This is a genomic window from Cellulophaga sp. RHA19, assembly GCF_002813425.1.
Lineage (GTDB): Bacteria > Bacteroidota > Bacteroidia > Flavobacteriales > Flavobacteriaceae > Cellulophaga.
In genome coordinates this window covers 2,434,660-2,447,431 of the sequence record NZ_PHUL01000001.1, presented here as the reverse complement: position 1 = coordinate 2,447,431, position 12,772 = coordinate 2,434,660, and the positions used below count along the sequence as shown (strand labels likewise).

The 12,772-nt window shown below is 31.5% G+C and carries 13 protein-coding genes; 12 read left to right on the top strand and 1 reads right to left on the bottom strand.

Annotated features, from left to right (window positions below; translation table 11 throughout):
- Positions 1 to 144 precede the first annotated feature (144 nt).
- From AX016_RS10715 to lptB, 4 genes are all read left to right on the top strand, one after another.
- Positions 145 to 1,110: a KpsF/GutQ family sugar-phosphate isomerase gene (locus AX016_RS10715; RefSeq protein ID WP_100895603.1), complete on the top strand. Its 966-nt coding sequence runs from the start codon at positions 145 to 147 to the stop codon at positions 1,108 to 1,110.
- Positions 1,110 to 1,952, top strand: coding sequence for a twin-arginine translocase subunit TatC (tatC, locus tag AX016_RS10710; RefSeq protein ID WP_100895602.1), 843 nt, complete (start codon positions 1,110 to 1,112; stop codon positions 1,950 to 1,952). The genes AX016_RS10715 and tatC overlap by 1 nt, the downstream gene beginning before the upstream one ends.
- Positions 1,933 to 2,289: a carboxymuconolactone decarboxylase family protein gene (locus tag AX016_RS10705; protein WP_100895601.1), complete on the top strand. Its 357-nt coding sequence runs from the start codon at positions 1,933 to 1,935 to the stop codon at positions 2,287 to 2,289. The genes tatC and AX016_RS10705 overlap by 20 nt, the downstream gene beginning before the upstream one ends.
- A gap of 64 nt (positions 2,290 to 2,353) precedes the next feature.
- Entirely contained in the window at positions 2,354 to 3,094 is a 741-nt protein-coding gene (lptB, locus tag AX016_RS10700; protein WP_034645320.1) for an LPS export ABC transporter ATP-binding protein, read from the top strand.
- Between the two features lie 18 nt (positions 3,095 to 3,112).
- On the opposite strand, the gene AX016_RS10695 is transcribed toward lptB, so the two are convergent.
- Complete coding sequence (locus tag AX016_RS10695) at positions 3,113 to 3,874, bottom strand: CDP-alcohol phosphatidyltransferase family protein (protein WP_100895600.1); 762 nt, start codon at positions 3,872 to 3,874, stop codon at positions 3,113 to 3,115.
- A 171-nt stretch (positions 3,875 to 4,045) separates the two neighbouring features.
- Between AX016_RS10695 and AX016_RS10690 the strand changes: the two genes are divergently transcribed.
- The 8 genes from AX016_RS10690 (at position 4,046) to secA (ending at position 12,611) form a co-directional block, all read left to right on the top strand.
- Entirely contained in the window at positions 4,046 to 5,218 is a 1,173-nt protein-coding gene (locus tag AX016_RS10690) for an Lnb N-terminal periplasmic domain-containing protein (protein WP_198519427.1), read from the top strand.
- 13 nt (positions 5,219 to 5,231) lie between these two features.
- Positions 5,232 to 7,106: an ABC-F family ATP-binding cassette domain-containing protein gene (locus tag AX016_RS10685; protein WP_100895598.1), complete on the top strand. Its 1,875-nt coding sequence runs from the start codon at positions 5,232 to 5,234 to the stop codon at positions 7,104 to 7,106.
- Positions 7,107 to 7,117: 11 nt separating this feature from the next.
- On the top strand, positions 7,118 to 7,591 hold the full coding sequence (locus tag AX016_RS10680) for a hypothetical protein (protein WP_100895597.1): 474 nt from the start codon (positions 7,118 to 7,120) through the stop codon (positions 7,589 to 7,591).
- A gap of 32 nt (positions 7,592 to 7,623) precedes the next feature.
- Positions 7,624 to 7,755, top strand: coding sequence for a hypothetical protein (locus AX016_RS17395; protein ID WP_286142029.1), 132 nt, complete (start codon positions 7,624 to 7,626; stop codon positions 7,753 to 7,755).
- A 5-nt stretch (positions 7,756 to 7,760) separates the two neighbouring features.
- Positions 7,761 to 8,117: an SdpI family protein gene (locus tag AX016_RS10675; protein WP_100895596.1), complete on the top strand. Its 357-nt coding sequence runs from the start codon at positions 7,761 to 7,763 to the stop codon at positions 8,115 to 8,117.
- Positions 8,114 to 8,689 carry a cob(I)yrinic acid a,c-diamide adenosyltransferase gene (locus AX016_RS10670; protein ID WP_100895595.1) on the top strand — a complete coding sequence of 192 codons (576 nt, stop codon included), beginning with the start codon at positions 8,114 to 8,116 and terminating at the stop codon, positions 8,687 to 8,689. Before AX016_RS10675 ends, AX016_RS10670 begins: the two co-directional genes overlap by 4 nt.
- 134 nt (positions 8,690 to 8,823) lie before the next feature.
- On the top strand, positions 8,824 to 9,048 hold the full coding sequence (locus AX016_RS10665) for a DUF2795 domain-containing protein (RefSeq protein WP_013551418.1): 225 nt from the start codon (positions 8,824 to 8,826) through the stop codon (positions 9,046 to 9,048).
- A gap of 200 nt (positions 9,049 to 9,248) precedes the next feature.
- Entirely contained in the window at positions 9,249 to 12,611 is a 3,363-nt protein-coding gene (secA, locus tag AX016_RS10660) for a preprotein translocase subunit SecA (protein WP_100895594.1), read from the top strand.
- Positions 12,612 to 12,772 lie beyond the last annotated feature (161 nt).

Below are 12,772 nucleotides of genomic sequence, written 5' to 3'. Positions count from 1 at the left end.
ACTCAAATTTTAGGAATCCAAACAAAATTTAAGTCAATTTTAATTTCCATCAAATTACTGTATCACATAAAAATAAGTTTACGTAATTTTGTATTCTTAAAGATAATACATCTTTTTTAAAAGAACACATAATTTAAGATTACATTGAGCAACTCCAAAACAATTCTAGATATTGCAAGGCGTACAATTTCTAATGAAGCTGATGCCATAAAAAATTTATCTAACCTACTAGATTCCAATTTTACAGATGCTGTAAATGCCATTTACAATTCTAAAGGCAGATTAATAATTTCTGGTATTGGAAAGAGCGCTATTATTGCACAAAAAATAGTAGCTACTTTAAACTCTACAGGTACACCATCTATATTTATGCATGCTGCAGATGCAATACACGGTGACCTTGGTACTGTTTTAAAAGATGACGTGGTTATTTGCATCTCTAAAAGTGGTAACACACCAGAAATTAAAGTTTTGGTTCCATTAATAAAAAGAGGTGGTAATATATTAATTGGAATGACAGGCAATACAGATTCTTTTTTAGCGCAACAGTCTAACTTTGTACTAAACACATATGTAGAAAAAGAGGCCTGCCCAAATAATTTAGCCCCTACCACTAGTACAACTGCACAATTGGTTATTGGTGATGCTATTGCAGTATCTCTTTTAGAACTAAAACGTTTTACAAGTAAAGATTTTGCTAAATATCATCCAGGTGGAGCTTTGGGTAAAAGACTATATTTACGTGTAAATGACATTGTAAAAAATAACCAAAAACCAGAGGTTACTTCAAATACTCCTGTAAAGCAAGCTATTGTAGAAATTTCTGAGAAAATGCTTGGAGCTACAGCTGTTATAGAAAACAATGAGGTTGTTGGTATTATTACTGATGGTGATATAAGACGTATGCTTAACAAGTATGATAATATTGGTAATTTAACTGCTAAAGATATCATGTCTAAAAGTCCAAAAACAGTAAATACAGACGTTTTAGCGGTTGATGCTTTAGAACTAATGCAACAGCAAGGAATATCACAGTTAGTAGCTTTAGAAAATAACAAATATGTTGGTTTGTTACATTTACATAACTTAGTAAACGAAGGCATTTTATAATGGCAAAAAATAAAAAAAGTCCGGACGAAATGTCCTTTTTAGACCATTTAGAAGAACTTAGATGGCATTTAATAAGATCTACATTAGCCGTAGTAATTATTGGTGTTGTTGCTTTTGCAATGAAAGAATTTATTTTTGACACGGTTTTACTAGGTCCTAAGAAAATGGATTTTCCTACCTATAAATTCTTTTGTTCTTTAGCTACTTATTTTGGAATGGAATCTAGCTTTTGTGCAGAAACCTTACCTTTTACTATACAAAGTAGAACTATGGCTGGGCAATTTTCTGCTCACATATGGACATCTATATGGGCTGGTTTTATACTTGGTTTTCCGTATATTTTATATGAAATGTGGCGTTTTATTAGCCCAGGTTTATACGAAAAAGAACGAAAAAACTCTAAAGGATTTATTTTTGCTGCATCATTTTTATTTTTCTCTGGTGTGCTATTTGGTTACTACATTGTAACTCCTTTTTCTATTAACTTTTTAGGTACATACCAAGTTAGTAAAGAGGTATTAAATGAATTTGATTTAAGCTCTTTTATATCTACCGTAAAAGCATCCGTAATTGCATGTGGTATTATGTTTGAGCTTCCTATAATTATATACTTTTTAACTAAAGTAGGCTTGGTTACTCCAGAGGTACTTAAAAAACACCGAAAAATAGCATTGGTTGTAGTATTAATAGTTGCTGCTGTTATAACACCACCAGATGTTGCTAGTCAAATTGTAGTAACAATACCCGTTATAATACTATATCAAATTAGTATTTATATTTCTAGAAGAGTGTTAAAAAATGAAGCAAAAAAGTTAGGTAAGAATGTCACAAAATCCAGTTAAAGAGTTTAACGAATATCGTTCTAAAATGAACGATAAAATATTAGCAGATAAAAATAAGGTTATCAATAGAATTTTTAATCTTGATACTAACGCATATAGTAAAGGAGCTCTAGATGTAAAAACTAAAGAGTTACTTGGACTTGTTGCTTCTGCGGTTTTACGTTGCGATGATTGCGTAAAATATCATTTAGAGAGTTCGCACAGAGAAGGTGCCAATAAAGAAGAAATTATGGAAACCCTTAGTATTGCAACTCTTGTTGGTGGCAGTATTGTTATTCCACATTTAAGACGCGCACACGAGTATTGGGAAGCTATAGAGGCTAACCAAGAAGGTTAAAAAAACGGTAAATCTTCTCTGTTTACAAGAAGAATAACTTAGATTTGGATATTCTATGGAAAAAATGAAGCTTAGAGCAGACAATATTATGAAGTCCTATAAAGGACGACAAGTAGTAAAAGGTATATCTTTGGAAGTTAACCAAGGAGAAATTGTTGGTTTACTAGGCCCTAACGGTGCAGGTAAAACAACTTCTTTTTATATGATTGTTGGGCTTGTTAAACCAAATGGAGGTAATATTTATCTAAATGATATGAATATTACACAATTTCCTATGTACAAAAGAGCACAAAACGGAATTGGTTATTTGGCACAAGAGGCTTCAGTTTTTAGAAAACTTAGTATTGAAAAAAATATTTTAAGTGTACTACAACTTACAAAACTGAGTAAAAAAGAGCAACATATGAAAATGGAGTCTCTTATTGAAGAGTTTAGTTTAGGACACATACGTAAAAACAGAGGAGATTTGCTTTCTGGTGGAGAGCGTAGACGTACAGAAATTGCACGCGCTTTAGCCACAGATCCAAAATTTATATTACTAGATGAACCATTTGCAGGTGTAGATCCTGTTGCGGTAGAAGATATACAACGCATTGTTGCTCAGTTAAAAAACAAAAACATCGGTATCCTAATTACAGACCACAACGTACAAGAAACTCTTGCTATTACAGAAAGGTCTTATCTTATGTTTGAAGGTGGTATTTTAAAATCTGGAGAACCAGAAGAACTAGCCGCTGATGAAATGGTAAGGCAAGTATACCTTGGTCAAAACTTTGAACTACGTAAAACTAAAATAGATTTCTAAACCACTACTCTATTTAGTTTAGGCTTTTTTAATTGCCAATTTACTAAACATAGATAATAGCACATAAACTACTATTATAATTGGTACTGCTAAATACTTTAGTGTTGTTATTAATACAATACAAAGTATTAAAAAGATATAGCGTATTGCATTGTCTTTAAAATTCCACGTTTTGAACTTTAAGGCAAATAAAGGTAAATTAGCATTTAGTAAAAATGCACTTAAAGCTGTTACCGCTAATAAAAACCATTGATTTAAAATTAAATCGTTTAAAACAGGATAGTTTTGATAAACTAATATTAATGGTAATGATATAATTAATAACGCGTTTGCTGGTGTTGGCACTCCTATAAAAGACTCTGTTTGGTTTTCATCTATATTAAATTTAGCCAATCTATAACCAGATGCTAAAGTTATTATAAATCCTAAAAAGGGAATTACAGATGAAACTGTAAAAACAGAAGTATGAAAACCACTTTCTGTAGCTGTAAACATAGATGAACTCCATCCGCCAGTAGTAGCCATTAACAACAATTTATACATAACTACACCTGGTACAACACCACTTGTAACCATATCTGCTAAAGAGTCTAATTGCAAACCAAGCTCACTCTGTACTTTTAACATACGAGCCGCAAAACCATCAAAAAAATCGAAAAATATACCTAAAAACACAAAAAGAGCTACCATCTCAAAAAGTCCGTGTACAGCAAAGAGAACCGCTAAACAGCCACAAAATAAATTTAAAAGGGTAATTAAGTTTGGTATATGCTTTTTCATTCTAATTTATTTAATAGTATTTCTGTAGTCATCAAAAATACGGTAATATTAGTTGCGTTGGTAAAAATAGTATTTCTTTAAAAAAAACAATTTAAAAAGCTGCTTTTTTAAAATCCATACGGCAGTTCTGCTAATTTGTTCGATATTTGTTACTTCTAAAAAATAATGAGCTTGAAAAATTACATTAAATCTATCGTTTTTATACTTTTATTGAGTTGCTCTGCTTTTGGATATTCGCAAAATAGCTCAATATCTAAGAACGCTCAAATTAGTGTATTAACTTGTGCTCCTGGTAGTGAGTTGTATTCTATTTTTGGCCATAGTGCCATTAGAGTTTGGGACCCTGTTACCAGAACAGATAAGGTTTATAATTATGGTATTTTTGATTTTAATGCTCCTAATTTTTACCTAAACTTTGTTAAAGGAAGGTTACTTTTTAAGGTTAGCAAACAAGACTTTTCAAGGTTTTTATATGAATATCAATATGACAAAAGAGGTGTTAAAGAACAGGTTTTAAATTTAAATATCGATCAAAAAAAACAGCTTTATAATTATTTAGAAAAAAACGTAAAACCAGAGAACAGAGACTATTTATATGATTATTTGTATAACAATTGTGCTACTAAAATTGTTGATGTTTTAAACATATCTATTGGTAAAGACATTAATTTTAAAGAAGATTATTTAGAAAAAAAATATACGTTTAGAGAATTATTAGATCAAAAGCTAAGTACAAATACTTGGTCTAGCTTTGGTATTGATTTAGCTCTTGGCTCTAAAATAGACAAAGAAGCTACAGCTTTACAGCATACATTTTTACCAGACTATGTATGGTCTCAACTAAATAACAGCACTATTAAAGGTAACCCTTTGGTATTGTCTAACAGAATAATTTTAAAGGAACACAAAAAAGTAGACAGTATTAATTTTTTAGTAACCCCAATGTTTTGGTCTATTTTACTTTTTGCCTTAGTCCTATTTATAACTTATATAGATTTTAAAAACCATTTATGGTCTAAATGGTTAGACGGATTTTTATTGTTTGTTACTGGCATAACAGGTATTGTTTTAAGTTTACTTTGGTTTGCCACTGACCACACAGCAACAGCCAATAACTTTAATTTACTATGGGTTGTACCATTTAATTTAATTGCTTTACTTTTTCTATTTAAAAAAGAAAATACAGCATCTAAACTACACAAATACAGCATATTTTTACTTATATTATTATTAATTGTACCTGTTGTGCAACTAATCGGAATTCAAAAATTTCATCCAGTATTTATTCCTATACTGCTATCTCTTGCCACTAGATATATATTTATTTGGCAAAAAACAAAATAAATAACACTCGCAAATGAACCTACTTACGGTTGAAAACATATCAAAATCTTACGGAGAACACGCTCTATTTTCAGGCATTTCTTTTGGTGTAAACAAAGACCAAAAAATTGCTCTTATTGCTAAAAACGGAAGTGGAAAAACATCTATCTTAAATATTTTATCTGGTAAAGACACTCCAGATAGCGGACAAGTAAACTATAGAAAAGGAACTAGAGTTTCATTTTTAGAGCAAGAGCCTAATATGGATCCAGACTTAACTATAGAACAAACTATTTTTGCCTCTGACAATGAAGTTTTAAGGGTAATTGCTGATTACGAAAAAGCATTAGCTAATCCTGAAGATGCAGACAAATACCAATTAGCTTTTGATGCTATGGACAGGTTTGAAGCTTGGGATTTTGAAACACAATACAAACAAATTTTATCTAAACTTAAGTTAGATGATGTTACCTTAAAGGTTGGTTTACTTTCTGGAGGACAAAAAAAGCGTTTAGCTATGGCAGATGCGCTTATAAACAGACCAGATTTACTAATTTTAGATGAGCCTACCAACCATTTAGATTTAGAAATGATTGAATGGCTAGAGGAGTATTTTGCAAAAGAAAATATTACTTTATTTATGGTTACGCATGACCGTTATTTTTTAGAACGTGTTTGTAACGAAATTATAGAGTTAGATAATAATACTCTTTACCCTTACAAAGGTAATTACTCTTATTATTTAGAAAAAAAAGAAGCTCGTTTAACGCAAGAAGCTGTAGAACACCATAAATCTAAACTTTTATATAAAAAAGAACTAGGTTGGATGCGTAAACAACCTAAAGCACGAACTACAAAATCTAAATCTAGAATAGACGATTTTAACGATATTAAAGCCAAAGCTCACCAACGAAGAAAAGAACACAAGGTAGAGCTAGAGATTAATATGGAACGTATGGGTAGTAAAATTATGGAGCTTGTTAAAATCTCTAAATCCTATCCAAATAAACCTATTTTAGATAAATTTGAATACAACTTTTTAAAAGGAGAACGTATTGGAATTATTGGTAAAAATGGTACCGGAAAATCTACCTTTTTAAATATTATTACAGGCACAGACCAACCAGACAGCGGTAAAGTAATCGTAGGAGAAACTATTAAGTTTGGGTACTACACGCAAAAGGGAATAAAAATAAAAGAAGGCCAAAAAGTTATAGACGTTATACGCGAGTTTGGAGATTATATTCCGCTTAAAAAAGGGCACCAAATCTCTGCACAGCAACTGTTAGAACGTTTTTTGTTTGATAGAAAAAAACAGTATGATTTTGTTGAGAAACTAAGTGGTGGAGAACGTAAAAGATTATACTTATGTACAATACTTATACAAAATCCTAATTTCTTAATTTTAGATGAACCTACAAACGATTTAGATATTGTAACGCTAAACGTTTTAGAAAGTTTTTTAATGGACTTTCCTGGTTGCTTATTGGTAGTATCGCATGATAGGTACTTTATGGATAAAATTGTAGATCACTTATTTGTATTTAGAGGCAATGCGGTTATTGAAGATTTTCCTGGAAACTATTCAGACTTTAGATCTTATGAGGATAGCGCTGTATTAGAAAGCAGAGAAAATAAAGAGAAGGAAGCTAAAACAGAAAAAAAATCTTGGAAGACAGAAGGTAAAACCAATAAACTATCTTTTCAAGAGCAAAAAGAATACAACAACATAGAAAATAAAATAAAGAAGCTAGAAGAGAAAAAAACTGAGCTTCAAAATAAGTTTTCTGACGCTAGCCTTAGTGGTGATGAAATTGATGCTTTATCTAAAGATTTACAACTTGTTATAGACGAAATTGAGACAAAAACAGAACGTTGGTTTGAGCTTTCTGCAATTGTTGAAGGTTAGATTTTAATTTTATGTTTCAGTTTATTGCTCATTTACAATTTTTGCTAAAAGCAACAAATCAGCACGGAGTACACTCGCCTTTTATATATAATTACGTAACCAAATGTTTATATAGTAAAGAAAAGACACACCCTGATAAAAGCTATAATGTTGTACTTAAAAGTATTGCCTATTTTAAAATAAAAACGGCCTTTGTAGCATCAGAAAAGCTTAAAAAAAATATAACAACTAATTTAAACTATACAAAAACTAGTGTAGATTTTGGATATTTAAATTATCCTGATCTAGATAAGTTTACCGCTATTAACTACCATAACAACACTATGGTTTTTGTTGATAATATTTACAGTAGCAAACAGACAAAAGAAACTTGGGAACAAATAAAATTACTTAAAAATGTTACTGTTACCGTAGATGTTTTTTATGGCGCTGCTGTATTTTTTAGAAAAGAGCAAGCAAAAGAACATTTTAAAATTAGATTATAATACTGTATTTTTAAATTTAGAAAAAAAATAAAATGGACTATACTACTTTTATTGTTGGCGGAATTGTACTTGTTATTTTTCTTGTTATAAACTTTAAAAACAAAAAGAAAAGCAAAGAGAGAAAGTCACGTAAATTTATGGACAATTACAAACGTAAAGAATAAGCTATTTGGATTTTAGTAACCCTTTATTTCATATTCCGTTTGGTTCTGGTTGTATTTTTATGCTTCTAGGACTTTTTCAACTTAAATTTCCTCCTAAAAAAATAAATAGTATTTACGGTTACAGAACTAGCAAGTCTATGTTAAACCAAAACAGGTGGAATTTTGCACAAAAATATGCATCAATACAACTTATAAAAATTGGTTTTATACTTGTTTTACTCTCTTTATTAAGTATTATATATCAACCTAATAAAGAAATAAGTATTTTAATAGGTATAGTTTTACTACTTACAAGTGTTATTACTTTAATTTTAAAGGTAGAAAAAGCTATAGACTCAAAATTTAAAGAAAATAATAAATGAAAATATATACAAAAACAGGAGATAAAGGTACTACTGCCCTATTTGGTGGCACCAGAGTTCCTAAACACCACCTACGTATAGAGTCTTACGGTACAGTAGACGAGTTAAATTCTTGGATGGGATTAATACGTGACCAAGAGATACACAACCACTATAAAGATGTTATTGCAACCATACAAGACAAGTTATTTACTGTTGGTGCTGTTTTAGCTACAGATCCAGAAAAAATGGTGCTTAAAAACGGTAAAGAACGCCTAAATATTGAAAAAATTAGTAATACAGACATAGAGTTACTAGAGTTAGAAATGGATAAAATGAACGAATCTTTACCACAGATGACACATTTTATTTTACCTGGCGGACACACAACCGTGTCATACTGTCATATTGCGCGTACTGTTTGTCGTAGAGCAGAACGTTTAGCATCACATTTAAATGAGAACGAACCTTTTGAAGCAAATGTTTTGTCATTTATTAATAGGTTATCCGACTACTTATTTGTATTATCAAGAAAACTATCAAAAGACTTGGATGCAACCGAAATAAAATGGATTCCTGAGAAAAAAGTCTAATATTTACTTTTTTACAACGTTATCAACATATTGAATATCAACAATTTTAAAAAAATAAATTAAAAAACTACAAAAAAACTTGCTTTTCTTGTTTAAAAATTTATTTTTGCAAAAAATTAAAATTAACTATTACCATGTATTGGACATTAGAACTAGCATCTTATTTAAGTGATGCGCCTTGGCCAGCGACCAAAGATGAATTAATAGATTACGCCATTAGAACTGGTGCACCATTAGAAGTTGTAGAAAATTTACAATCTATGGAAGAAGAAGGTGGAGAAATCTACGAATCTATTGAGGAGATATGGCCTGACTATCCTACAGAAGAAGATTACCTCTGGAACGAGGATGAATATTAAATAAAGAAATACACAAAAAAGTCTCCTCGGAGGCTTTTTTTTTATGTAATTTTGGCAGACGCAGGTGGCTATTTGTACATTTTTAAAAACTGGAATACCTTTTGCGTAAGAAATTACATTCCGCAGTTTTACGGAACATTAATCTAAATAGTTGAGTGTGTTTACATTGTAAACAACAGACTTTATAAATTATAAAATATATGAGTTTCATTAATTCCGTGCTAAAGGCCTTTGTTGGTGATAAAGCCAAAAAAGACGTTAAGCAATTACAACCATTAGTTGATAAAATTAAAGCATTTGAACAAAGTTTAGAGGCTATTAGCTTAGATGAGTTAAGAGCAAAAACAGTAGAGTTTAAAGAAAAGCTAAAGGCAGATACTAAAGACTTAAATGAACAAATAGAAGCTCTTAAACTAGAAGTAGAAGCGTCTACAGATATAGATAAGAACGAAGATCTTTATACAGAAATAGACCGCTTAAAAGAAGAAGTATATAAAACATTAGAAAACTCGCTTACAGACCTTTTACCTGAAGCTTTTGCTGTTGTAAAAGAAACTGCTAAACGTTTTACAAATAATACTACCCTTACTGTTACCGCTACTGAGTATGACAGACAATTATCTGGAATTAAAGACTATGTTAGCCTAGAAGGAGACAAAGCCGTATGGCAAAACTCTTGGGATGCTGCTGGTAAGCAAGTAACCTGGGATATGATACATTATGATGTACAGCTAATTGGTGGTATTGCTCTACACCAAGGTAAAATTGCAGAAATGCATACTGGTGAAGGTAAAACTTTAGTTGCAACATTACCTGTGTACTTAAATGCACTAACTGGTAATGGCGTACACCTTGTAACAGTTAACGATTACCTTGCAAAAAGAGATAGTGCTTGGATGGCACCTATATTTCAATTTCACGGGTTTACTATAGACTGTATAGATTATCACCAACCTAATTCTGATGCACGTAGAACTGCTTACAACGCAGATATTACTTATGGTACAAATAATGAATTTGGTTTTGATTATTTGCGTGATAATATGGCACACAAACCAACAGACCTAGTACAACGCCCTCACAACTTTGCTATTGTAGATGAAGTGGATTCTGTTTTAGTTGATGATGCACGTACACCATTAATTATATCTGGTCCTGTACCAGAAGGAGACAGACATGAGTTTAACGAGTTAAAACCTAAAGTTGCAGATATTGTACAATTACAAAAACAATATTTAACCGGCGTTTTAGCAGAAGCAAAAAAATTAATTGCTAGTGGCGACACTAAAGAAGGTGGTTTTCAATTATTACGTGTATTCCGTGGTTTACCTAAAAATAAAGCACTTATTAAATTTTTAAGTGAAGAAGGTATTAAACAGTTATTACAAAAAACTGAAAACTTTTATATGCAAGACAACAACCGTGAAATGCCTACGGTAGACGAAGAGTTGTTGTTTGTAATTGATGAGAAAAACAATCAGATAGAGCTAACAGACAAAGGAATTAAACACATTTCTGGAGATGTAGATAGTGATTTCTTTGTAATGCCAGATATTGGTTATGAGATTGCTCAAATAGAAAACCAAAATCTAAACATAGAAAAAGAAGCTGAACTTAAAGAAGAGTTATTTAAAGATTTCTCTATTAAAAGTGAGCGTATTCATACTATGAACCAATTACTAAAAGCTTACACTCTTTTTGAAAAAGATGTAGAGTATGTAGTAATGGATAATAAAGTAATGATTGTAGATGAGCAAACAGGTCGTATTATGGACGGTCGTCGTTACTCTGACGGTTTACACCAATCTATTGAAGCTAAAGAGAATGTAAAAATTGAAGCAATGACACAAACATTTGCTACAGTTACATTACAAAACTACTTTAGAATGTACAATAAGCTTGCAGGTATGACAGGTACTGCCATTACTGAAGCTGGTGAATTCTGGGAGATTTACAAGTTAGATGTTATGGAAATACCAACTAACAGACCAATTGCTCGTGATGATAGAAACGATTTAATTTACAAAACAAAAAGAGAAAAATACAATGCCATTATAGAGGAAGTTACACAACTATCTAACTCTGGCAGACCAGTACTTATTGGTACAACTTCTGTAGAAATATCAGAATTGTTATCTAGAATGTTAACTATACGTAAAGTACCGCACAATGTACTTAACGCCAAGTTACACAAGAAAGAAGCAGATGTAGTTGCGCAAGCTGGTAATGCAGGTATTGTAACTATTGCAACCAATATGGCAGGTCGTGGTACCGATATTAAATTATCTACAGATGTTAAAAATGCTGGTGGTTTAGCTATTATTGGTACAGAGCGTCACGATTCTAGACGTGTAGACAGACAGTTACGTGGTAGAGCTGGTCGTCAGGGAGATCCAGGAAGTTCTCAGTTTTATGTTTCTTTAGAAGATAACCTTATGCGTTTGTTTGGTTCTGATAGAGTTGCAAAAATGATGGATAAAATGGGCTTAGAAGATGGTGAAGTTATTCAACATTCTATGATGACAAAATCTATAGAACGCGCACAGAAAAAGGTTGAAGAAAATAACTTTGGAGTTCGTAAGCGTTTGTTAGAGTATGATGATGTTATGAATGCCCAAAGAGAGGTAATTTATAAAAGAAGACGACATGCATTACAAGGAGAGCGTTTAAAGTTAGATATTGCTAATATGATTTTTGATACCTGTGAATCTATCGCAGAAGGTAACAAAGGTGCTAGTGATTATAAAAACTTTGAGTTTGAATTAATTAAGTATTTCTCTGTAACATCTCCTATTACTGAAGATGACTTTGCAAAAATGACCAGTCAAGATATAGCAAGTAAAACCTACAAAGTTGTTTACGAGCACTATCTAAACAAAATGGAGCGTAATGCAGCTACTGCATTTCCGGTAATTAAAAATGTTTATGAAGACACGGCTAACAATTTTGAACGTATAGAGGTTCCTTTTACAGACGGTATTAAAGCTCTTAAAATAGTTACCAACCTTAAAGAAGCCTACGAAAGTAACGGTAAGCAATTGGTTAACGATTTTGAAAAGAATATTACACTTGCAATTGTAGATGACGCTTGGAAAACTCATTTACGTAAAATGGATGAGTTAAAACAATCTGTACAACTAGCTGTACACGAACAAAAAGATCCGCTATTAATTTATAAGTTTGAAGCTTTTGAGCTTTTTAAATCTATGGTAGATACTGTAAATAAAGATGTAGTATCATTCTTGTTTAAAGCTGAATTACCTACTGGTGACACATCAGACATACAGGAAGCAAGAACCGTAAGAAAGCCACAAGCAAATTTACAAACTACAAAAGAGGAAATACCTAACAGTGATGAGTTAGCTGCACAGAACAGAGCTGCTAGCCAAACACAAGGTAATAGACCACAAGTAACAGAAACAATTACTAGAGAAAGACCAAAAATTGGTAGAAACGACAGAGTTACAATTAAAAATGTAATGAATGGCAAATCTAAAGTTGTTAAATTTAAACAAGCAGAACCTTTATTAACAAGAGGTGAATGGGTACTAGTTGAAGAATAAACTAGTACTTAATAGTCATAAAAAAAGCAGCTCTTTTAGAGCTGCTTTTTTATTTATATGCAGTGTAAAACTGCTGTCGTCGTTAGTTACTTTTTAATATGTTTATTACGAACAGGAACTTTAATAGCACGCATAGCTGGTTTATTTTTAGATAATAAGCC